This is a genomic window from Actinomycetospora corticicola, assembly GCF_013409505.1.
Lineage (GTDB): Bacteria > Actinomycetota > Actinomycetes > Mycobacteriales > Pseudonocardiaceae > Actinomycetospora > Actinomycetospora corticicola.
In genome coordinates this window covers 3,745,847-3,766,760 of sequence record NZ_JACCBN010000001.1, presented here as the reverse complement: position 1 = coordinate 3,766,760, position 20,914 = coordinate 3,745,847, and the positions used below count along the sequence as shown (strand labels likewise).

The window sequence follows — 20,914 nt, the reverse complement described above, 5'->3', positions numbered from 1 at the left end:
TTCGGGGAGAGGCGGCTGCCGTGGACGAGGATGCGACCTCACCGTCGTCGCAGGACCGGTACGCGCGGGGTCTGGAGATCCTGCGGGCGGTCGGCGGCCGGCACGACCCGGCGGTGGTGGAGTCCCTCGCCGACCTGGCGCCCGACGTGGCGCGGTACACCGTCGAGTTCGCCTACGGCGACGTGTACGCCCGCCCCGGTCTGACCTGGCGGGAGCGGCAGCTGGTGACAGTGGCGGCCCTGACCGCGCTGGGGAACGCCGCGGCCCAACTGCACTTCCACATCCGCGGGGCCCTCGAGGTCGGCGCCACGCCGCGCGAGATCACCGAGACCATCGCGCACGTCAGCGTCTACGCCGGCTTCCCCGCCGCCCTCAACGGGTTGAGCGCCGCGCGGACCGTGTTCTCCGAGGCGGGGACCGAGGTCGACGTCGCCGCCGACCCCGGACCCGCCGGGGACGAGAGCCGGTACGAGCGGGGCCTGCGCCTGCTGTCGGAGATCGACGGCGACGCCGGGCACCGGGTGGTCGAGAGCCTGCGCGACGTCGCGCCGGACCTGGGTCGCTACCTCGTCGAGTTCGCGTTCGGCGACATCTACGCGGGCGACGGCCTCGACCTGCGGACGCGGGAGCTGGTGACCGTCGCCGCGTGTACGGCCCTCGGCACCGCCGCCCCGCAGCTGCGTCTCCACATCGGCGGATGCCTCTCCGTCGGCGGCACCCGCGAGGAGGTCCTCGAGGTCATCACACAGATGGCGGTCTACGCCGGGTTCCCCGCGGCCCTGAACGCGCTCGCCGAGGCACGGGAGGCCTTCGCGTCGCACTGACGTCCACGGTCGGCGTGACGTCGATGCCAGGAGGGCTACCGGGGGGTGACGGCGTCCGCGAAGGTGGTCGCCGGTCGTCCCAGGAGCATCTCGAGCACCCGGGGGTTGCCGTGCAGTCCGTGGGTGCCGTACTCCCGGCACATGGCGGCGAAGTCGCGCTTCTCGGCCTCACCCATCCCGGGGGGAGCCACCGCGCCCGGCTCGACCGGCAGGACGCGGTAGGGCCGACCCGTCACCGCCGCGAGCTGCTCGACCATGGTGGTGGCGGAGAGTGCTTCCGGACCGGCGAGCTCGTAGGTCGCGTACTCGTGTCCGTCGTCGAGCAGGCAGGTGGCGGCGACCTCGGCGAGGTCGGTCAGGTCGAGGGCCGACAGCCTCCTGGTCGGGTCCCAGGCGATGACGACGTCGTGCTCGTCGCCGCCCAGGTGGGCGAAGAGGCCGGTGACCGACTGGGCGAACATCGCGGGCTGGAGGACGGTCCACGGGACGCCGCAGTCGCGGACGGCCTCCTCGCCGTCGGCCTTGCGCACGTGGTGGGCCATCGTGCTGGTGTGGGGGTGGATCACCGAGCTGAGCACGATGCGGTCCAGCCCGACCTCGGCGGCGGCGCGGGCGGCCGCGGCGATCATCTCGGCCTCGTCCTGCGCGAAGCCGGGACACACGACGAAGACGGCACGGCACCCCTCGAGCGCGTGGGTGAGGGAGGACGGGTCGCGCATGTCGGCCCGCTCGCGCCCCGTGCCGTTCCGCGACAGCGGCCGGACAGGCGCGCCGCGGGCCGTGAGGGCCCGGGCGACGCGTGAGCCCGTTCGTCCCGTCGCTCCGAGCACGGCGATCGGTCGCTCGTCCATACCGCGGTCGACTCCTTGCGCTGCGGAGGTGAGCCGGCCCGACGCCGTCCCCCGTCGAGGGAGAGGGTAGGTCGGGAGGACGGCCCCCTCCGCGTCGACGTGAGGGTCGGCGACGTGGTTCGTGCGGCCCTGACGCCGACCCAGGTCTGGTCAGTGAGGTCCGTGGCGCAGGAGGATGGCGCCGGATCGCGGGACGGCACGGCGACGAGGAGTCCGATGACCGGAGCGGTGGGGCCCGCCGGATCGATCACCGGGCGCGGGATGACGATGAGCGATCTGGTCGCCCGGGACGCGCGCCTGGAACCCGACCGCACGGCTTTCGTCGACGTCCGGTCCCGACGGTCCTACCGCGAGGTCGACGACCGCGTGACGCGGCTGGGCAACGCGTTGGCCTCCCGCGGTGTCGCCCCCGGGGACCGGTTGGCCGTGCTGGGGCTCAACAGCACCGACGTCGTCGAGGCCTGGCTCGCGGCGCTGCGGATCGGCGCGATCGCGGTGCCGGTGAACTTCCGGATGGTCGCCGACGAGGTCGCCTACGTGCTGGCCGACAGCGGGGCCCGCGTCGTGCTCTGCGACGAGGCGTTCGTCCCGGTCGTCGACGACGCCCGCCGGGCCGCCCCCGAGGTCGTCGACGTGCTCACCCTCGGGGCCGGCCTGGACGCGGTGCTCGCCGAGGCGACCGGGACCTCCACCGAGCGGCCGGTGGAGGACGAGGCGGCGGCCTTCATCATGTACACGTCGGGGACGACGGGGTCTCCGAAGGGAGCGGTGCTGACCCACCGCAACCTCTACCTGCACGCCTTCTGCTCGATGGCGACCCTCGGGCGCGAGGGCGACGACCTCGTCTGGATGTCGGCGGCGCCGCTGTTCCACATCGCCGGGCTCTCGGGGATGCTGCCGGCATTGATCACCGCGGGGACGACCGTCATCCCGCCGTCGGGCGGGTTCGACCCGGCCGCCACCGTCGCGACCCTCGCGAACGAGCGCGTCACGTCGTGCTTCATGGTCCCGGCCCAGTGGCAGGCGGTCTGCGCGCTGCCCGACCTCGCCACCTTCGACCTCTCCCGGCTGCGCCGTATCTCCTGGGGCGCCGCGCCGGCGTCGGACACGCTGCTGCGGACGATGATCGAATCCTTCCCGCAGGCCGAGGTCTGCACGGCCTTCGGGCAGACCGAGTGCAGCCCGGTCACCACCTACCTGCGCGGGGAGGACTCGATCCGCAAGATCGGCTCGATCGGGACCCCCATGGTCGGCGTCGAGGTCCGCGTGGTCGACGACGAGATGAACGACGTCCCGCGCGGCGCGGTCGGGGAGATCGTGTACCGCAGCCCCATGGTGATGACCGGGTACTGGAACAAGCCCGACGAGACCGCGGAGGCGTTCCGCGGCGCCTGGTTCCACTCGGGCGACCTGGTGCGCGAGGACGAGGACGGCTACCTGTATGTCGTCGACCGGCTCAAGGACATGATCATCTCGGGTGGCGAGAACATCTACTGCGCCGAGGTGGAGAACGTGCTGGCCGCGCACCCGAAGATCGCCGAGGTGGCGTTGATCGGCGTCCCGGACCCGAGGTGGGGCGAGACCCCGCTGGCGGTCGTCGTCCCGCGCGCACCGCATGACGCGCCGACCGACGCCGAGGTCGAGGCGTTCGCCCGCGAGCACCTCGCGGCCTACAAGCGGCCCCGGCACGTCCGGTACGTGGACGCCCTGCCGCGCAATGCCGGGGGCAAGGTGGTCAAGAAGGCCCTGCGCGAGCGCTTCGGTCGCGACGACCAGCGCTGACGTCGCCCTACGAGGGTCACGGGGCCTGCGCGACGATCGCTCGGGTGGGTCGAGCGGGTGCCGAGCGGAGAAGATGGCGGTCATGGCCGACCAGGACCTGATGCCCGCCGCATCTGCCCGGTCGGCGCGGCGCGCCTTCACGACGGCGGCTCTCGCGGCTGACAGGCTGCTCCGGTGACCGCCGCGGGCCGCCGGTTTCGGGCGCCCACGAGTGACATCGGATGCGCGGTCCCCTGAAGCGGGCCCATGCCCCTCACGTGGGTGCACCGGCCGCGTGCCGGGCCCGCTCGAGTCGTGCGTTCGGGTCGACAGACGTGGACATGGATGACAAGGTCGGCGTCGTTCAACCCGCGCCAGACCCCGCGGATCCTGTGGGGCCTGACGCCGTCGTCATAGCAACGGACGTCGAGCAGGCCCCCGCCCCGAGGTAGGGAAGCTGCTCCATGAAGGCGTTGGTCTACGACGGTCCGAGGTCGGTCTCGGTCCGGGACGTCCCCGATGCAGGGATCGAGCGCCCCACCGACGTGCTCGTGCGCATCACCACGACCAACATCTGCGGGTCGGACCTGCACATGTACGAGGGCCGCACCGGCCTGGAGGCCGGGTTCATCGTGAGCCACGAGCTGTCGCTGGCCGAGGCGCCCGACGCCTACCGGAGCTTCGACGACCGCCTGGAGGGCTGGACCAAGGTCCTGCTCAAGCCCGCAGCCTGACCGGGTCCGCGCCGCGGGTGACACCTGCGGTGCGGCGGCCGGATCCATCCCCATCCAGGAGGACACCCGTGAGCACCCGGGACGACAACATCGCTACGCAGGAGAAGGCCGCCGAGCGCCTCAACGCCGGGGACGTCGACGCCGGGGTGGACATCATGTTCGCGCCGGACGCGGTCGACCACGACCCGGCGCCGTTCCAGGAGCAGGGCCGCGAGGGGTACCGCCGGTTCTTCCACTACCTGGTCGGCGCGTTCCCCGACTTCACGATCACCCCGCAGCGGATGGTGGCCGACGACGACACGGTCGCGTTCGCCTACACCCTGACCGGAACCCACCAGGGCGAGTTCGAGGGTCTGGCCGCCACCGGCCGCCGGATCGAGGTGCGCGGGCTGCAGCTCGGCCGCTTCGAGAACGGTCAGATCGTCGAGCGCTGGGGCGCCACCGACATGGCGGGCCTGCTCTCCCAGCTCCAGGCCTGACCCCCACCACCGTGGGCAGGAGCCCGCCGATCCGGCTGCACCACCTGAACGCTGGACGGGGGACCCGTCCTGCTGCTCCACGGGCTCCCCGAGTCCGGATCCAACCGGCGCGAGGTCGAGCAGCTGATCGTTCACACGGGCGGGCCGCGGAGCACGAAATCATCGACCGTCCGCCGGTCCCGCACGTTCTCGAAGAATCCTAGGAGTGAGAGTGGCAGGTGCGGTGTTGAATCACATCAGACGAGGGAGCGGCAGCCCGCTGTTGCTCGTGCACGGTCTCGGTGCCGGGTGGAATTCGTGGTCCCCGATCCTCGATGAACTGGCAGAACATCGTGAGGTCATCGCCGTCGACCTGCCGGGTTTCGGCGAGACACCGCCGTTGAGTGGCGACATCTCGATCGCGACCCTGACCGACTCCGTCGAGAACTTCATCCGCGACCAGGGCCTGGACGGGGTCTCGACCGCCGGCCAGTCGATGGGCGGCCGCATCGTGCTCGAGCTCGCACGGCGGGGCGTGGGCGGCGACACCGTGGCGTTGGACCCGGGCGGCTTCTGGAGCGACCGCGAGGTCGCCGTCTTCGGCGCCACGCTGCGGCCGTCGATCGCGCTGGTCCGAGCGCTGCGACGCGGGCTGCCGGCGCTGCTCGACAGCGCGGTGGGAAGGACCTTGCTGCTGGCGCAGTTCTCGGCGCGGCCCTGGGCGCTCTCGCGCGAAACCGTGCTGCCGGACGTGCGCGGGCTGGCCGACTCCCCCTCGACCGGCGCTGCCATGGACGCCCTGACCAAGGGCCCCAAACAAGAGGGAGCCCCGGCCGGCACCGTGCCCGGCCGGGTCACGATCGGCTGGGGTCGTCGTGACCTGGTGACCGTCCCGGGACAGGCCGCACGGGCCACGGCGCTCTTCCCCGACGCGAAGCTGCACTGGTTCGAGCGGTGCGGCCACTTCCCCCAATGGGACGCCCCGCGCGAAGCGACCCGGCTGATCCTCGACAACACCAAGTGAAGGATGACGAACCTCGTCGACGATCCGTACGAGATCGTGCGGTGACCCTGTGGGCGTTGCGGGGGCAGATTTCGCCGCGAATGTGCGGGTGATCTCGCCGTTCGACCGATCGATGGCTTTGGAACGCCGGGCTGAACCAACGGGGGCCGTCCTCTTGACTGACATAACGCGCGTAGGCAGGCGGTGAGCCTCGCCGCTCCTCGCGCGTCCGGTTCGTGCTGAAATCGCGACGAGGCTGAACCACGCTCGACGGACGCCGGCCGTGTTCGAGCGCTCAGCGGTCGTCAGGCCCCGACCCGGGCGGCTCTCTATGCGATGGTCGGATGGCGGCGCGTCCATCGACGTTCGTGCAGTTCGGCGACGATGAAGCGGGCGACGTCGGCGCGGGTGACCGAGCGGCCGCGGGGTGGGGTCGCGGCGTCGGCGACGCGGTAGAGGTCGGTGGGGTCGCGGTCGAGGAGCAGGACGGGCCGGACGAGGGTCCAGTCGAGGTCGGAGGCGGTGATGAGGTCCTCCATGGCGATCATGTCGGCGTACAGCTCGCGCAGCAGCGGGCGGACGAGCAGCCGGTACCAGGGGGCGAGTTCGGGGTCGTCGTAGCGGACGCCGGCTGAGGTGACGCCGAGGAAGCGGTCGACCCCACAGCGGTCCATGGCCGCGACGGTGGCTCGTGCCCCGTCGGAGTAGAGCCCGCGCGCGTGACGCCCGGGCGGACCGACCGCGGAGACGACGACGTCGTGTCCCGCCATCGCGGTCTCGAGGCTCGCGGTGTCCCGCACGTCGGCCCGGGTGACGGTGAGGCGGGCGGTTTGCTCGGCGGGCAGGTCCGGGTTGGGGAGCCGGTCGGGGTGGCGGGCGGTGGCGGTGACGCGGTGACCGGCGCGCAGCGCCTCGGTGACGACGTGGCGCCCGATGCCGCCGGCGGCGCCGAGGACGACGACGGCGAGGCCGGTGCTCACGAGACCACCTGCGAGGGTCCGGCCACGGCGGCGGAGGTGCGACCGGTGCCGGTGAGGCTGGTGCGGACCCGGTGCCACGCGGCGAGGGTCGGGAACCCGATGCGGGCGGCCCCGCTGGCGAGCGGGTGGGACAGTCGTTGCATCGAGTGCAGGAGCCCGAGGGCGTCGCGCACCCGGGACGGGGCGTAGCCGGTCATCGTCTGTTGGAAGCGCAGGGTGGCGAGCGGGATCGTGGTCGTCCCGTCGCGGGCGGCGACGAGTTCGGTGGCGAGGTGTCCGGCGTCGCGGACGGCGGTGGCGGCTGATCCGCCGCCGGTGGGCGGCATGGCGTGGACGGCGTCGCCGAGCGCGGTGACCGCGCCCGCCGGCCACGGCGTGAGGTCGCTGTCGGGGTCGCAGGTGTGGTAGCCGAAGTACGCCGCGCTCGTGGGGTCGGTGGCGGTCAGGAGGTCCCGCAGGTCGGGCGCCCAGCCGCGCAGAACGATGAGGGAGTGGGCGACCGGGTCTTGCGCCGCGAGCGGCGGGCCAGAGGATCGCGTGGGTCGCAGCAGTGCCTCGGGCCCGATGAGTCCCCAGACCAGGGCCGGTGGCTCGGTGATGGCCGCGACCTCGCGGCAGGTGGCCGGGTCGACGGTGGCCCCGGCGGCGGGGTCGTGGGCGGTGAGGAACAGGCCGAGCCCGCCGGGCCCCTGGGCGAGGCCGGGGCCGCCCGCGAGGAGCGCGGGCAGCCGCCGGCGGACGGCTGCGGTGAGCGGAATGCGCGCGGCGATACAGCCGTAGTCGCAGGGGGTGGAGGTGGGTCGGCCGGCGAGGTTCGCGGTGACCCGGGACCGGACGCCGTCGGCGCCGACGAGGACGTCGGAGACCTCGCTGTCCCCGTCTTCGAAGTAGGTGACGACCCGGCCGTCGGGACGGACCTCGTGGTCTCGGTAGCTGCTGCCGAAGCGCAGACGCTCCCCGAGCCCCTCGGCCAGCAGCGCCCGCAGCGGAACCCGGCCGATGAACAGGGCCTCGTCGGCGGGGTCGAAGGTCTGCTCGGCCAGGACGCGCAGCCGGTGGTCGGCGAGGGTGAGGACCCGGGACGCCGACGGTGGCGCCGAGCTGCCCAGGAGGGCCTGGTAGTGCTCCGGGCCCAGCGCTTCGCACAGGGTCTCGCAGGCCGGCCGGTCGAGGGCCAGGCGGTACCCGCCGGTGGCGCCCACGTGGGCGTCCCGGTCGTGCACCACGACGTCGATGTCGGCCCGGCGCAGGGCCTGCGCGAGGGCCAGGCCCCCGATCCCGGCGCCGATCACGGTCACCCGCATGGTCGTACCTCCCGATCGCGAATATCAGTCAGCTGATACCATACGTGGGTGTCCGACGATGCGCTGCCCGTGTGGAACCTGGTGCGGACCGCGCACGTCGTGGGCCTGCGCTTCGCTGAACTGTTCGCCGCGATGGACCTCACACCGACGCAGTTCGGCGTCCTGCGCGCTCTCGACCGGGGCGAGGGGATGAGCCAGGCGCAGCTCGCCCGCGAGGTGCTGGTCCGACCGCAGTCCATGGGCGTGCTGGTCGGGGACATGCTCGACCGTGGCCTGATCGAGCGGCAGGGACCAGGCGGCCGCGGACGGCGAGTCGGCCTGGCCCTGTCCGCGCACGGGCGGGAGGTCCTCGAACGGACCCGGCCCGCCGTGCGCGACTTCAACGCACCGGCCGCGCTCGGCCTCACCTTCGCGCAGGCCGCGATGCTCGAGGAGATCCTCGATCAGGTGCGTCGGACACTAGAAGCATAAGGCTGATTTCATTGGAGCAGTAGCCCGCGCGAGCCGTGCGACGGCCGAGCTCACGGCCACAGGCGGGCAACACGGGTCGGGCTCCCCCCGCGGGGGCAAACATTCCTCGACACAGTTCGTATCGACTGACCGTTCGTGTCGACTGGCCCTTCGTGTCGACGAACGAAGATGGCGGACTGGGTCTGTTGAGTGACCCCAGCCGTCGCGCGATCTTCGAGCTGCTCGCACGCCAGCCCTGCTCGGTGCAGGAGCTCTGAAGCGGCCCCGGGTTGAGTGGAGGCTGGGTTCTCCCGAGAGCGTGTGCTCTTTGGGTGGCTTGCTGCGACCCGGCGTCGATCTGGGCCTGCTTGACCCAGCCACGCAACGTGTCGCGGTTGACTCCGAGCTGCTGCCCGACCCGGCTACACGCTCCGGTGACGCTGGCCTGCTCCTCGCCCTCGACCAGATCCAGGACCAACCGGACCGAGCGCTCCCGCATCTCTTCGGGGTACTTCTTCGGTGCTGGCACGCTCCACCCCCTCCCGGGGCTTCAGAGCCGCCACCAGACCCGGGGCGCTTCACCGACGGCGCTCCGGCGTGTCACTTCTCGGGGTGCAGCTGCGGTTGCCGATGACGCTGAAGGTCGAGTCCCTGTTCGGTCACCGGGGTGTAGAGGTTGATCAGGGACCCGTCGGGGTCGCGGAGCAGCAGCGACCGGTTCCCCCACGGCATCAGGGTCACGGGTTGCACGACCCGCAGCGCGTCGCCGAGCTCGGCGAGCAGTTCCTGGAACAGGAGGTCGACGTCGTCGACCAGGAACTCGGTGATCGCGCTGTCGTTGGCGGCGGCCCGCGGAGGGGTTCCCTCGACGAACGCGACCCGGTCGACGTGGCTGACCGCGAAGGTGGCCGACGGCGTCACCATCTCGGCGAAGTCGTCGGTCAGCCATCGGGCGGTGACGCCGGTGATGGCCTCGTAGAAGCGCACGAGAGCCTCGACGTCCTCGGTGAGCAATCGGACGGAGGCGAGCTGGACGGTGTTGGCGGGGGCGGTCTGGGTGTCGGTCATGGAGCGCACGCTAGGTCGGATACCGGTCAGGATCGGCCCGGTATCGGCGCGATACTTGCAGCATGGTGAGACCGGTCGGCCGGGTCCTGGCGATGCTCGAGATCCTCCAGGCGGGCGGCACCCATACCGTGGCCGAGCTCGCCCGCCGGGTCGTCGTCGACGAGCGCACCGCGCGCCGGTACGTGCAGCACCTGCGCGAGCTCGACATCGCAGTGGAGACGGTGCGGGGACGCTACGGCGGCTACCGGCTCGCCCGTCACTCGCGGCTACCCCCGCTCATGTTCACCGACGAAGAGGCGCTGGCCGTCGTGTGGGCTCTGCTGGCCGACCGCCGCGACACGGTGGGACCGACATCGGAGCTGGCCGTGCAGAGCGCCTCGGCCAAGGTGCGGCGGGTCCTGCCGGCGGGACTCGCACGGCGCATCGACGCGGTCCTCGACACCGTCAGCTTCACCCCGGCGCCGGACCGCGACCGGTACGAGGAGCAGGACGGGTCGGCACGCGCGACCGTGCTGCTCGCCCTGGCTGAAGCGGCTCGTGACCTGCGCCCGGTCAGCTTCGGTTACACCGCGCGCCGCGCGGCAGCGACCCAGCGTCACGTCGAGCCGTACGGCATCGTCGCGCACCAGGGCCGGCTCTACCTCAGCGGATTCGACGTCACCCGACAGGCGGTCCGCACCTTCCGCCTCGACCGCATCGCCGGCGTGCGGACGCTCGAGGGCACGGTGTCGGCACCGGTCGACACCGACCCGGTCCACCACGTCCTCGGCCCCTTCGCCCCGGCGCCGCAGCTGCACGAGGTCGCACTGCGCGTCCACGCCGAACCGGCCCACGTGCGATCGTGGCTGCCCGAGACGATGGCGTCGGCAACCCCGGTCGACGCCGCCGGCGGAGAGTCGGGCTGGTTACGGGTGTTCCTGCGGGCCGACCGCCTCGAGTGGGTCGTGGGCACCCTGGTCGCGATGGACCGCCCATTCGTGGTCGAGTACCCCGAGGCGCTGCGCGACCTCGCGGCCGGCCTGGCGAGCCGCACAGCTGAAGTCGCTGCGGCGGCGTCGGACGACGCCGCGATCACCGCATGGTCAGGTGACCCGGGTGCGACTCGCACCCCTTCGAGCCGCGCTCCAGGCTCAACCGCCACGCCATCATCGAGGACGCCAAGCTGACTTCGAGAAGCATCACGGCAGCTACAACTCGAGCTGGACCTCCTGACCTCGACGGCCATAGGTCCGGCTTTCGTCTCGGAGCCGGGCCGGCGCGCAGTCGGGCTCCCACGGCCGGCGGACGGATCACGCCGCAGCGGGAGACGGGGGACATCTGCCGGGTCGGGCTTCCTCCCCGACACGTCGTCGAATTCCGGCGGGGAGTCCTGGAGAACGTCGCGTGACCTTCACGCGCGCGACCGGACACGCCCACGACGGCGCGGAGGGTCCGCCCCGCCCTCTCGCTCGAGTTGCCGAGACCCGTCGCCCGTGAGAGCCACCACCGTGCTCGGTCGAGCCTTCGCCATAACTCGAATCCCCTGACCCGAGGTCAGAGCCGACCGGATGAAGAGTCGGTCCTCGCGGCCTAGCAGCCCTTCGTCGACCCGCCGGCCCCGGCGTCCGCCGCACCCGAGCACTCGCGGGGCCAGACCGTGTCGCTCGCGCCCGACCTCGACGCGCTGGGAATAGCGGGCCCGTCAGGCGGTCATGCCGCCGTCGACGGGGAGGACGACGCCGGAGATCTGGCTGGCGCGGTCGCTGAGTAGCCAGGCGGCGGCGTCGGCGACCTCGGTGGTGGTTCCTGCTTTGCGTAGGGGGACGGCGGCGAGTCGGCGGGCGACGCCGTCGGGGTCGTTCTCCCGCCAGGCGGTGAGCATGGGGGTCTCGGTGGGTCCTGGTGCGACGGCGTTGACGCGGATGCCCAGTGGGCCGTTGTCGTGGGCGGCGGTGCGGGTCAGTCCGATGACGGCGTGTTTGCTGGCCTGGTAGGCGCCGAGGCCGGTGTTGCCGCGGTAGCCGCCGATGCTCGAGGTGTTCACGATCGATCCGCCGTGTTGGCGCATCGCGCGGATCTCTTCGCGCAGGCACAGCCAGGTGCCTTTGACGTTGACGGCCATCAGCCGGTCGAAGTCGGCTTCGGGGACCTCGTCGAGGCGCCCTTGCTGGTTCATTCCGGCGTTGTTGAAGGCCCCGTCGAGGCGGCCGAAGCGGGCGAGTGTCGTGTCAATCGCCCGGGCCACGTCGGCGGCGACCGCGACGTCGGTGGCGATGTGGCCGACCTGGTGCCCGGCGGCGTTGAGTTCGTCGGTGAGATCGGCGAGTGTCTTCTCGGTGCGTGCGGCGAGCATGACCGCGGCGCCTTCCTCGGCGAAGAGCCGGGCGGCGTCGGCGCCGATCCCGGTGCTGGCGCCGACCACCAGCACGACCTTGCCCTCGAGCAGCATGTGTTCTCCTGTCATCGGTTGCGGCCGCGCAGCGCGAGCAGCGCCCGGGCCTCGTTGGGGGTGGCGATCTCCCGCCCGAGTTCGCGCAGGATGCGCACGGCCTTGTCGACCTGTTCGGCGTTGCTGGCCGCGGGGCGGCCGCGTTCGAGGTAGAGGCTGTCCTCGAGGCCGACGCGGACGTGCCCGCCGGCGAGCCCGGCTGCGGTCATGAAGCTCATCTGGTGCTTCCCGGCGGCGAAGCAGGAGAGCTGGTGGGCGTCGCCGAAGAGCCGGTCGGCGATCGTGGCCATGTGGCGGAAGTTGTCGAGGTCGGCGCCGATCCCGCCGAGGACACCGAAGATCGTCTGGACGAGCAGCGGGGGGCGCACGAGTCCGCGGTCGAGGAAGTGGGCCAGCGTGTAGAGGTGGCCGACGTCGTAGCACTCGAACTCGAAGCGGACGCCGAGGCCGTCGCCGAGCTCGCGCAGGGTGCGTTCGATCTGGTCGAAGGTGTTGGCGAAGATGCGGTTGCTCGAGCCGCGGACGTAGGGCTCCTCCCAGTCGTGCTTCCACGTCTGGACCCGATCCGCGGCGCCGGCGAACACGAAGTTCATCGAGCCCATGTTGAGCGAGGCGAGCTCGGGGGCGTGGGCCTTCGCGGCGGCGAGCCGGTCGGCGACGGCCATGTCGGCGCTGCCGCCGGTGGAGATGTTGATGACGGCGTCGGTCTCGGCGGTGATGGTGGGGAGGAACTTCGCGAAGACCTCGGGGTCGGGGCTGGGTCGGCCGGTGCGGGGGTCGCGGGCGTGCAGGTGCAGGATCGCCGCGCCGGCGCGGGCGGCGTCCACCGATTGGCGGGCGATCTCCTCCGGGGTGACGGGCAGGGCGTCGGACATCGACGGGATGTGGATCGACCCGGTCACCGCGCAGCTGATGATCGTCTTGCGGCTCATCGGAGCACCTCGGCGGCGGGCGTGGCGGTGCGGTGCTCGGCGTCGCGCATGTCGACGTCGCGGGTCTCCGGGCCCAGCAGGCCACCCACTCCCACCAGGACCCCGGCCACGACGAGGAGCGCGACCGCGCCGAGGGCGCCGGGCAACACGGCGGACAGGCCGCTGAGGTAGAAGGCGTAGAAGGCGGGGATGATCAGTGCCAGGCTGTAGCCCACGCCGTAGCCGCTCGCCCGGATCGTGGACGGGAAGCGTTCGGTGAGGTAGGCGGCGATCGGGCCGAAGGTGCCGAGGGTGAAGATGCCGATCAGCGTGGTGAGCACGAGCGCGAGCCCGAAGGTGGGTCGCGTGGTCACCAGCGCCGCGTACGCACCGCCGCCGATCACGATCATGGCGACGGCGAAGCCCAGGTAGAAGCGGCGGCGGCCGATGCGCTGGGAGAGCACCCCGAACAGCGGGAAGCTGGCTGCGGTGATCGCCATCGTCACGGCCATCGCGATCGAGACCTGGGTGCTGGAGAACCCGAGGTCGGACTTGAGCAGGCCCGGCATGACGGCGCTGGTCATGTTGTTCGCCAGCCACACCCCGCTCATGAGGACGAAGACCTGGGCGAGCGCCCGGCGGTGCGGGCCGGTGACGAGTTCGGCGAGTGGGGATCGGGCTCCCTCGGCGGTCCGCTCGGTGGGGGGTTCCTCGACCTCGCGGGAGTACTGCCGGTAGAGCACGACGGCGAGCAGGGCGCCGACCACGAACGGGATGCGCCAGCCCCACTGGCTGTAGGCCGAGTCCGGTCCCGCGGACGGGATGACCTCGAGCAGCAGCAGGGTGACCGTCGCAATCACGGCGTAGGCGCCCGGCGAGGTGCAGGTGATCAGCCCGCCGTTGAGGCCGCGTCGGCGTTTCGGGCTCCACTCCATCGCGAGCGGGACCGCCGTCGTGTACTCCCCGCCGAGGAAGATGCCGTCGACGAAGCGCAGGGCGATCAGCAGGCCGACCGACCAGAGCCCGATCGTCGAGTAGCCGGGTAGGCAGGCGATGAGCAGCGTGGTCACGCCAAACCCGGCGACCGCGATCAACGTGGTCCGCTTGCGGGAGGTCGTGTCCGCGAAGTGCCCGAAGATCGCGGCGCCGACCGGTCGGGCGATCAGGGTGGACGCGAACACGAGCGCGGTCAGGATCGCCGAGGTGCCCGCGTCGAGCGAGGCGGACTGGAAGTAGGCCGTGGCCGGGGCCAGCACGACGATCGGCAGATAGATGTCGAACTGGTCGACGAAGTAGGCGAGTACGCCGGCGCGGACGGCGGTGCGCGCCTTCGCGGCGTCGCCGTCGGTGCCGGCAGGTCGAGCGGTGTGGTCGAGGCCGTCGGTGACGGGTGGGGAGTCGGACATGGTCGTCCTCGGCTTTCGGGTCGATCGTCGGTGATCGGGCGCGCGCCGCCGACACGACACCGCGGTGGCGGGTCGTGGGAGCGCCGGGAGGGGGTCAGTCGGTCGCCGGGTACTCGGCGCCGAGTTCCTTGGACAGGGCGCGCGCGGTCTCGAGGACCGAGCGCACGGTGGAGGAGTCCTCGGCGGTGGAGGCCGAGCGTTCCGTCCCCACGGCGGCGACGGCGGCGCAGACCCCGTGCTCGTCGAACACCGGGGCGCCGACCGCGACGATGCCGTCGAGGTCCTCGTTGGCGGCGAAGCCGCGGACGCGGACGCGCTCGAGCACCCGCTCGAGCTCGCGGCGCTGGGTCTCCGGCACGTTGGTCATGAGCCGGGTGACCGAGAGCTGATCGTGGTGGTAGGCGAGGAAGACCTTCGCCTGGGCGCTGTCGAACGAGAGCTGCGTGCCCACCCGCACGGTCACCAGGGCCGCCCTGGTGCTGTCCTCCTCGACGCGCGTGACCACGGCACCGGAGGAGCCCCACAGGCTCAGGACCGCGGTGAGGTTCGTGCGGGAGGAGAGCCCACGCAGGAAGGGCGGGGCGAGGTCGACGACCTTGCGGCGCCCCAGCGCGAACGCCCCGACCTGCAACAGCAGGGCCCCCGGCACGAAGGACCCGGCCTCGACGCCGCGCTCGAGCAGGCCCGCCGCCACCAGCGAGGTGCAGTACCGGTAGGCGGTGGTGCGGTTGAGGCCGAGCCGCTCGGCGGCCTCGGCGGCGGTGATCTCCGGGGTGAGCGGCCCGAAGAGGCCCAGCACCTGCGCGGCACGACTCACCGACTGGATCTCCGCCGGCTCCTGCACGGGATCAGTCATATCGGAAGCCGCCACCGCTGACCACCTCCCTTCTGAACTCCTGGTCCGTCATGTGAACGTCTGGACGGTAGAACGTGCGACCCATGCCACACAAGCCCGCTGTCGACGCCATCTCACGTGGCGTTCGGTGGTCTTGACGTTCACATGTCGAACTATCACGCTGAGATGCGAACCAAGCAAAGGAGCTCGTCATGTCAGCTGCTGTCGCGCAGGCTCTGCACGGGTTGGTGGACCTCCACTGCCACTCCGGGCCCAGTCCGTTCCCGCGTCGGTTCGACCACGTCGAGGCCGCCCGTGACGGTGCCGAGCGCCTCGGGATGCGGGCGATGGTCGCCAAGTCCCACCACCACAACACCGTCATGGATCTGCTGGCCATGCGCGGTCGGCTGGCCGAGGTGGACACCGAGGTCTTCGGTGGCATCGCGCTGAACAGCATGGTGGGCGGGCTCAACCCGCACGCGGTGCGGATGTCGCTCTACATGGGCGGGCGGGTGGTCTGGTTCCCGACGATCTCCTCCGGCCGGCACATCGACTGCCACCCCGAGGGCGACCACTTCCCCACCGCGACCGTGCCCCTGACCGTCGAGCGCATCGACATCACCGGCGACGACGGTGAACTCCGACCCGAGGTGCACGAGATCCTCGACGTCATCCAGGAGACCGGCGCGCTCATGTCCGCGGGGCACATGCACCCGGAGTTCATCCGCCAGCTCTTCGAGGTCGGGCGCGGGCGCGGGATGGACCGCATGATCATCAGCCACCCGAACTTCGTCATCGGCGCCGAGCCCGAGCAGTGCCTGGAATTCACGCGCCTCGGGGCGTTCATCGAGCACGAGGCCGTGATGTACGACCCCGAGGCGAACATGCGGTGGGAACCGCGCGCGCTGCTGGAGTGGATCGAGCGGATCGGGCCCGAGCACACCGTCCTGGCCTCGGACATGGGCCAGCACAACAACCCCAAGCCGGTCGACGGGTTCCTGCGCGTCGCGGGCGCCCTGCTCGACCTGGGCCTCGCCGAGAAGGACCTGCGCCTGATGGTGCGCGACAACCCGAGCTTCCTGCTCGGCCTGGACTGAGGAGACCCGCCGTGTACGACCCCACCGACCCCCGCGCCGCCCTGGCGGCCACCGCGACGGCGCGTCCCGCCGACGTCGCCGCCGACCCGGAGTACCTCGACTTCTCCCGCTCCGCGCCCGACGAGGTCTCCCCGGCGGGTGGCCGCACCTGGATCGCCCGCTCGCAGAACGCCGTGCTCGCCCACACCCGCCCGGTCGCGGGGGAGACCCTCGAGCCGACCGACCTGGACACCGAGCAGGTGGTGATCCTCGCCCACGACGACTCCGCCGCCCACTTCGTGACCGCCGGCGGCGAGGACACCCTGCGCGGTCGCGGCGTCGTCATCATCCCGCCCGGTCACTGCGAGATCACCGCCCTCGGCGCGGGCGACCTCGTGCGCCTCGTCGAGAGCGGCACGACGTGGGCCACACGCGCCCGGAACGCCGCGAGCTACGACACCCCGCACGCGAACGTGGCGCCGCTCGAGCCATGGCCGGCGCCGCCCGGCGGGGAGAAGCTCCGCGTCTACCCGCTCGCCGAGATCCCGACCGAACCCGGACGCTTCGGACGTATTTTCCGGTCCCGCTCATTCATGGTGAACTTCCTCGACCACCACGACGGGCCGCGGGACCGCACGAAGCTCTCACCGCACCACCACGACGACTTCGAGCAGCTCTCACTCGCGGTCGAAGGCGAATTCACCCATCACATCCGCACGCCCTGGGGCACCGATTCCTCGCGCTGGCGCGACGACGACCACGTGACCGTCGGGAGCCCCTCGATCACCGTCATCCCACCACCGACGGTCCACACCACCGAGGCCGTCGGGGCAGGGCGGAACCAGTTGATCGACATCTTCGCCGGCCCGCGGGCGGACTTCTCCTCCCGCCCCGGCTGGGTGCTCAACGCCGAGGAGTACCCGACGCCATGAGCACCCTGCTGACCCTGCCCGGACAGGAGGCCCCGAGCACGGCGCCCGTCGGGACCTGGCTGAAGATGCCCGCCGTCGAACCGGCCCAGATCGCTGCCTTCGCCGGCTTCGACTTCGTGATCATCGACCTCGAGCACACCCTGCTGACCCTGGAGTCGGCGTACCGGTCGATCGCGGTATCCGCCCCGTCCGGCGTCGCCCCCCTGGTCCGCGTACCCGACCACGCACCCGCGACGATCCAGCGGGTCCTCGACGCAGGCGCCCACGGAGTACTCGCGCCCCGGGTGGACTCCGTCGACGCCGCCGTCGCGGTCGCCCGCGCCGCCCGCTTCCCCCCGCACGGCGACCGCGGCGCAGGAGGCACCAGCCGCGCCGGGAACTGGGGCCTGCGACCGACCACGGACTACCTCGGGTTCCGCCCACTCGTGATCCCACAGATCGAGAGCGAACGCGCCGTCGCCGCCGCGCCCGACATCCTCGCCCTCGACGAGGTCGACGCGGTGTTCGTCGGCGCAGCCGACCTGGGTCTCTCCGCCGGGCTCGCGGCCAATGATCCGACCCTCGTCGAGATGGTCGACTCCGTCCTCGACGCCGCGGCAGCCGCAGGCAAGCCGTGCGGCCTTGCCTTCGGCGCCGACGCCGAAGCCGGGGCCCGCGCAGCGGCGAAGGGCGCCGCATTCGTCGTCCTCGCCAACGACACCACCCTGCTCGCCCTGGCCGCCCGACAACTCGTCGCCGACTACCGCGCGAGCTGACCCGGCCGGAAGGCAAGGGCCTTGCACGTGAGACCGAAGGCCAGGGGCTACCCCTCAAGTCGGCCGAGCTGGACCAGGACTGGCCCGACGAGCCGACCACTGCGGTCGCCGACCCGTCGGGCGACGCCCTACGCCCGGACGGACGTCGATGGCCTCCCCACCCCGCCGGGTCGTGACCGTTACTCAACCCCTCTCATTCCCCTTGGCGGCTCACGCGGCTGGCACTGCGCAAGACAGACCGTCGGGCTTGCTGGAACGCGTAGCAACTGCGGCTGTTGCAACGCGCGGTCGCGGATGGCGTCCTCTGACGTGAACTACACCGTTAGCTACGAGACCCGTCGACAGTGGCAGCGCCCAACTCTCTACGAGCGGGCACGTGGGGGCCGGGGGCGCCGACAAGGTCGCATCCCGCCGGCGGCGGGCCCCGGGGCTCCTGACGGCGTGCGGTCGGTGCCGGTCAAAGCGTGACGAGGTCGGTGAGGTAGACGTCGGCAGCCCGGGGGACCTCCGTGACGCCGAGTTCGGCGGCGACAGCGGCGAGGCCCTCGTCGGCGACGGCGAGATCGACCTGCCCGTCGGTGGTGAACCAGGGCGCGATGAAGCGGGCGTGGTAGCGCCGTACTTCGTCGGGGGTGGCGCGGCCGAGGAAGCGCTGGAGGTAGGCGATGGCGGTCTCCGGGTTCTCGGCGAGCAGGGCCAGGGCCCGACGCTGTGCCCGCACCGCGGCCGTGACGGCCGGGTGATCGAGGGGGATGACGGCGGGGTCGACGGCGAGTCCGACGGTGGGGATGGCCAGGTGGTCGCCGACCCAGGCGAGCTCGTGGAACCCTTCCTCGGCGGCGACCTGCGCGGGGGCGAGGGTGCTGCCGAGGTAGGCGGCGTCGACCTCGCCCGCGCGGAGTCGGCGGAGGTCCATGGCGTAGTCCCCGGGCGGGCGGACCACGCACTCGAGGTCGCGGTCGGGGTCGAGGCCGTGGCGGCGCAGGACGATGCGGGCGAAGCAGCCTGGTGCGGTGTGCGGGGCGTGCACCAGCAGGCGCCGACCCCGCAGCTGTTCCATGGCACTCACCTGCGGGCCGCCGACGAACCAGAACAGGGGGCGGTGGGTGCTGACGGACAGGGCGGTCCACTCGACGCCGTCGGCGAGTCGGGTGAACACCGAACGTCCGAGCCCGATGGTGGCGCCGCGACGGAGCCGCTGGTCGTCCCAGCTCACCCCGTCGCGCAGAGCGAGGTGCACGCCCTCCTGTTCGGGGAAGCCTTCCTGGTCGGCGACGTAGGCGACGAGTTCCTCGTGCAGGCCGTGGCCGACGTAGGTGAGGTCGAGGGTGTGCAACGCGCTGCTCCGGTGCGGCTCGATATCAGGGTGGTCGCGGTGCGAGGTCAGGGCATGAGCGCGCCGCCGTTGACCGGGGCCCAGCTGCCGGTGGTGAAGCCGGCGTCATCGCCCGCGAAGTAGGCCACGGTGCGCGCGACGTCCTCGGGTCGGGCGAGCCGACCCATCGGGGTGGCCGCGGCGAGCTGTGCGCGGAGCTCGTCGGGGAGCTTGTCGCCCACCGCGGTGTCCTCGACGGTGGAGGGGGCGACGACGTTGGCGGTGATGCCGTGCGGTGCGACCTCGGTGGCGACGTAGCGCACGAAGGAGTCCAGGGCGGCCTTGGCGACGCCGAGCGCGATCATCCCGTCGCGGGGGCGTCGGGACAGTCCGGTGGACAGGTAGACCAGCCGCCCGTAGGAGCGGTCGGTCATCCCCGGCAGCACGGCATGGGTGAGCAGATAGGCGGCGCGCAGCTCCTGGTCGAGCTTGGCGCCGAGCTGCTCCCAGCCCAGGTCGGCGAACGAGGTGACCGGGAACGGCGCCATGGCGTTGTGCACCAGCACGTCGAGCCGCCCCCAGTGTCCGACGGTCGTCTCGACCAGCCGGGTCACGTCGTCGGGGTCGGTCACGTCGCCCTGCACCACCAGGGCCTCCCCGCCGCCCGTCCGCACGTCGCCGGCGACGGCCTCGGCGGTGGTGGCGCTGTCGCGATGATTGACCACCACGCGGTAGCCGCGGCACGCGAGTTCGCGTGCCGTCGCCGCACCGATCCCCCGGCTGGCTCCGGTGACCAGACATACCCGCTCGCTCATCTGCGGTCTCCTCGCTGTCGATCTCGGTCGAAGGACCTCGCGACGTCCCGCGCGAACCGGGCGGCGCGGGGCCCCGGGACGGGAGCGCGGTGCTCACCAGGCCCGGACCGTCGTCGCGGTGACGACGGACCGTGGGGCGAAGGTGGCGAGCTCGCGGCCGGGGTCGTCGACGGTCCGGATCACTTGAGCATGAACCCGGCGTCGACCCGGTGCTCGACGCCGGTGATGTAGCGGGCGTCGTCGGAGACCAGGAACGCGACGAGCGCTGCGACGTCCTCGGGCTCGACGAGGTCGACGCCGGGCAGGAGGTTGCCGCGCATCGGCTCCAGCAGGTCGGGGTGCTCCTCGGCCCACTGCCGGAAGGCCGGGTTGTCGCCCATCATCGTGTTCACCCCGGTCGGGTGGACGACGTTGACGCGGATGTGGTGCGGAGCCAGCTCCCAGGCCAGGGTTCGCATGAGGGCGATCACGCCGAACTTCGCGACGTTGTAGTGCGTGCACCCGGCCACCGAACGCAGACCGCCCACCGAGCCCGTGAGCACGACCGCGCCGCCGTTCCCCGCCTCGATCATGACCGGGACGACGGCGCGGCACGTCTTCCACACCGCCGTGAGGTTGGTGGCGAGCATGTCGTCCCACTGGTCGTCGGTGAGGTCCCAGGTGCTGTCGGCGACGCTGAGGACGCCGGCGCTCGGGACGAGGGTGTCGACGCGGCCGAACTCGCGGCGGGCGGTGTCGGCCAGGCGGGTGGCGGTGTCGGTGTCGCGCAGGTCGCCCTCGACGGCGACGGCGCGCCGTCCCTGCTTCTCGACGAGCCGGACGGTCTCGGCGAGCTCGTCGTGGGTGCCCATCGGGTAGTCGACGGTGGCGATGTCACCGGGCACGTCGGCGACGACGACGTCGGCGCCCGCCTTTGCGAGCCGGACCGCGTGCGCGCGGCCCTGCCCGCGGGCGGCGCCGGTGACGACGGCGACGCGGCCGTCCATGCGGTTGCCGTTCCCGGCCATG

Annotated in this window: 20 protein-coding genes and 1 pseudogene; 10 read left to right on the top strand and 11 right to left on the bottom strand. The window is 72.1% G+C overall.

Going from position 1 to position 20,914, the window contains the following annotated elements; translation table 11 throughout:
• Positions 1-20 precede the first annotated feature (20 nt).
• Entirely contained in the window at positions 21-824 is an 804-nt protein-coding gene (locus BJ983_RS18305; protein WP_179795122.1) for a carboxymuconolactone decarboxylase family protein, read from the top strand.
• Positions 825-859: 35 nt separating this feature from the next.
• Here BJ983_RS18305 and BJ983_RS18300 read toward each other — a convergent pair whose 3' ends face one another.
• On the bottom strand, positions 860-1,675 hold the full coding sequence (locus BJ983_RS18300) for an SDR family oxidoreductase (protein ID WP_179795121.1): 816 nt from the start codon (positions 1,673-1,675) through the stop codon (positions 860-862).
• Between the two features lie 216 nt (positions 1,676-1,891).
• On the opposite strand from BJ983_RS18300, the gene BJ983_RS18295 reads away from it, so the two are divergent.
• The 4 genes and pseudogenes from BJ983_RS18295 to BJ983_RS18280 all read left to right on the top strand — a co-directional run bounded on the left by BJ983_RS18295 (position 1,892) and on the right by BJ983_RS18280 (position 5,652).
• Complete coding sequence (locus BJ983_RS18295; RefSeq protein ID WP_246325613.1) at positions 1,892-3,457, top strand: long-chain-fatty-acid--CoA ligase; 1,566 nt, start codon at positions 1,892-1,894, stop codon at positions 3,455-3,457.
• A gap of 443 nt (positions 3,458-3,900) precedes the next feature.
• Positions 3,901-4,080 (top strand): annotated as a pseudogene (locus BJ983_RS30225) (alcohol dehydrogenase catalytic domain-containing protein); the annotation flags it as partial.
• A gap of 158 nt (positions 4,081-4,238) precedes the next feature.
• On the top strand, positions 4,239-4,649 hold the full coding sequence (locus BJ983_RS18285) for an ester cyclase (RefSeq protein WP_179795118.1): 411 nt from the start codon (positions 4,239-4,241) through the stop codon (positions 4,647-4,649).
• Positions 4,650-4,860: 211 nt separating this feature from the next.
• A complete protein-coding gene (locus tag BJ983_RS18280) occupies positions 4,861-5,652 on the top strand; it encodes an alpha/beta fold hydrolase (RefSeq protein ID WP_218890339.1) in 792 nt (263 codons plus the stop codon).
• A gap of 308 nt (positions 5,653-5,960) precedes the next feature.
• On the opposite strand, the gene BJ983_RS18275 is transcribed toward BJ983_RS18280, so the two are convergent.
• Together BJ983_RS18275 and BJ983_RS18270 are read right to left on the bottom strand one after the other, a co-directional pair.
• The gene (locus BJ983_RS18275) at positions 5,961-6,611 is read right to left on the bottom strand and encodes an SDR family NAD(P)-dependent oxidoreductase (RefSeq protein WP_179795116.1); all 651 of its coding nucleotides are present in this window, start codon (positions 6,609-6,611) and stop codon (positions 5,961-5,963) included.
• On the bottom strand, positions 6,608-7,915 hold the full coding sequence (locus BJ983_RS18270; RefSeq protein WP_179795114.1) for an FAD-dependent oxidoreductase: 1,308 nt from the start codon (positions 7,913-7,915) through the stop codon (positions 6,608-6,610). The genes BJ983_RS18275 and BJ983_RS18270 overlap by 4 nt, the downstream gene beginning before the upstream one ends.
• 48 nt (positions 7,916-7,963) lie before the next feature.
• Between BJ983_RS18270 and BJ983_RS18265 the strand changes: the two genes are divergently transcribed.
• On the top strand, positions 7,964-8,386 hold the full coding sequence (locus BJ983_RS18265) for a MarR family transcriptional regulator (RefSeq protein ID WP_179795113.1): 423 nt from the start codon (positions 7,964-7,966) through the stop codon (positions 8,384-8,386).
• A 579-nt stretch (positions 8,387-8,965) separates the two neighbouring features.
• Here BJ983_RS18265 and BJ983_RS18255 read toward each other — a convergent pair.
• A complete protein-coding gene (locus BJ983_RS18255; protein WP_179795110.1) occupies positions 8,966-9,433 on the bottom strand; it encodes a VOC family protein in 468 nt (155 codons plus the stop codon).
• 62 nt (positions 9,434-9,495) lie between these two features.
• Here BJ983_RS18255 and BJ983_RS18250 point away from each other — a divergent pair, with 62 nt between their 5' ends.
• Entirely contained in the window at positions 9,496-10,599 is a 1,104-nt protein-coding gene (locus BJ983_RS18250) for a helix-turn-helix transcriptional regulator (protein ID WP_179795108.1), read from the top strand.
• Between the two features lie 515 nt (positions 10,600-11,114).
• Here BJ983_RS18250 and BJ983_RS18245 read toward each other — a convergent pair.
• From BJ983_RS18245 to BJ983_RS18230, 4 genes are all read right to left on the bottom strand, one after another.
• Entirely contained in the window at positions 11,115-11,861 is a 747-nt protein-coding gene (locus BJ983_RS18245) for an SDR family NAD(P)-dependent oxidoreductase (RefSeq protein ID WP_218890337.1), read from the bottom strand.
• An 11-nt stretch (positions 11,862-11,872) separates the two neighbouring features.
• A complete protein-coding gene (gene kce / locus BJ983_RS18240) occupies positions 11,873-12,793 on the bottom strand; it encodes a 3,5-dioxohexanoate:acetyl-CoA acetone transferase (protein ID WP_179795105.1) in 921 nt (306 codons plus the stop codon).
• The gene (locus tag BJ983_RS18235; protein WP_179795104.1) at positions 12,790-14,178 is read right to left on the bottom strand and encodes an MFS transporter; all 1,389 of its coding nucleotides are present in this window, start codon (positions 14,176-14,178) and stop codon (positions 12,790-12,792) included. Before BJ983_RS18235 ends, kce begins: the two co-directional genes overlap by 4 nt.
• 94 nt (positions 14,179-14,272) lie before the next feature.
• Complete coding sequence (locus BJ983_RS18230; RefSeq protein WP_343054242.1) at positions 14,273-15,022, bottom strand: IclR family transcriptional regulator; 750 nt, start codon at positions 15,020-15,022, stop codon at positions 14,273-14,275.
• A 203-nt stretch (positions 15,023-15,225) separates the two neighbouring features.
• Between BJ983_RS18230 and BJ983_RS18225 the strand changes: the two genes are divergently transcribed.
• The 3 genes from BJ983_RS18225 to BJ983_RS18215 are packed head-to-tail and all read left to right on the top strand — an operon-like array spanning position 15,226 to position 17,776.
• Positions 15,226-16,110 carry a DUF6282 family protein gene (locus tag BJ983_RS18225; protein WP_179795101.1) on the top strand — a complete coding sequence of 295 codons (885 nt, stop codon included), beginning with the start codon at positions 15,226-15,228 and terminating at the stop codon, positions 16,108-16,110.
• Between the two features lie 11 nt (positions 16,111-16,121).
• Positions 16,122-17,021, top strand: a complete 900-nt coding sequence (locus BJ983_RS18220; RefSeq protein WP_179795099.1) for a cupin domain-containing protein — start codon at positions 16,122-16,124, stop codon at positions 17,019-17,021.
• Positions 17,018-17,776, top strand: a complete 759-nt coding sequence (locus tag BJ983_RS18215) for an HpcH/HpaI aldolase family protein (protein ID WP_179795098.1) — start codon at positions 17,018-17,020, stop codon at positions 17,774-17,776. Before BJ983_RS18220 ends, BJ983_RS18215 begins: the two co-directional genes overlap by 4 nt.
• 457 nt (positions 17,777-18,233) lie before the next feature.
• On the opposite strand, the gene BJ983_RS18210 is transcribed toward BJ983_RS18215, so the two are convergent.
• From BJ983_RS18210 to BJ983_RS18200, 3 genes are all read right to left on the bottom strand, one after another.
• Complete coding sequence (locus BJ983_RS18210) at positions 18,234-19,112, bottom strand: ABC transporter substrate-binding protein (protein ID WP_179795097.1); 879 nt, start codon at positions 19,110-19,112, stop codon at positions 18,234-18,236.
• Positions 19,113-19,159: 47 nt separating this feature from the next.
• Complete coding sequence (locus BJ983_RS18205; RefSeq protein ID WP_179795096.1) at positions 19,160-19,906, bottom strand: SDR family NAD(P)-dependent oxidoreductase; 747 nt, start codon at positions 19,904-19,906, stop codon at positions 19,160-19,162.
• A 179-nt stretch (positions 19,907-20,085) separates the two neighbouring features.
• Complete coding sequence (locus tag BJ983_RS18200) at positions 20,086-20,913, bottom strand: mycofactocin-coupled SDR family oxidoreductase (protein ID WP_179795095.1); 828 nt, start codon at positions 20,911-20,913, stop codon at positions 20,086-20,088.
• Position 20,914: the final 1 nt, after the last annotated feature.

Excerpts from the sequence above, each read along its gene's own strand:
- BJ983_RS18300 (WP_179795121.1), bottom strand. The coding sequence starts at position 1,675 with ATGGACGAGCGACCGATCGCCGTGCTCGGAGCGACGGGACGAACGGGC.
- BJ983_RS18250 (WP_179795108.1), top strand. The coding sequence starts at position 9,496 with ATGGTGAGACCGGTCGGCCGGGTCCTGGCGATGCTCGAGATCCTCCAG.
- BJ983_RS18215 (WP_179795098.1), top strand. The coding sequence starts at position 17,018 with ATGAGCACCCTGCTGACCCTGCCCGGACAGGAGGCCCCGAGCACGGCG.
- BJ983_RS18295 (WP_246325613.1), top strand. The coding sequence starts at position 1,892 with ATGACCGGAGCGGTGGGGCCCGCCGGATCGATCACCGGGCGCGGGATG.
- BJ983_RS18205 (WP_179795096.1), bottom strand. The coding sequence starts at position 19,906 with ATGAGCGAGCGGGTATGTCTGGTCACCGGAGCCAGCCGGGGGATCGGT.
- BJ983_RS18270 (WP_179795114.1), bottom strand. The coding sequence starts at position 7,915 with ATGCGGGTGACCGTGATCGGCGCCGGGATCGGGGGCCTGGCCCTCGCG.
- BJ983_RS18255 (WP_179795110.1), bottom strand. The coding sequence starts at position 9,433 with ATGACCGACACCCAGACCGCCCCCGCCAACACCGTCCAGCTCGCCTCC.
- BJ983_RS18200 (WP_179795095.1), bottom strand. The coding sequence starts at position 20,913 with ATGGCCGGGAACGGCAACCGCATGGACGGCCGCGTCGCCGTCGTCACC.
- BJ983_RS18235 (WP_179795104.1), bottom strand. The coding sequence starts at position 14,178 with ATGTCCGACTCCCCACCCGTCACCGACGGCCTCGACCACACCGCTCGA.
- BJ983_RS18225 (WP_179795101.1), top strand. The coding sequence starts at position 15,226 with ATGTCAGCTGCTGTCGCGCAGGCTCTGCACGGGTTGGTGGACCTCCAC.
- BJ983_RS18245 (WP_218890337.1), bottom strand. The coding sequence starts at position 11,861 with ATGCTGCTCGAGGGCAAGGTCGTGCTGGTGGTCGGCGCCAGCACCGGG.
- kce (WP_179795105.1), bottom strand. The coding sequence starts at position 12,793 with ATGAGCCGCAAGACGATCATCAGCTGCGCGGTGACCGGGTCGATCCAC.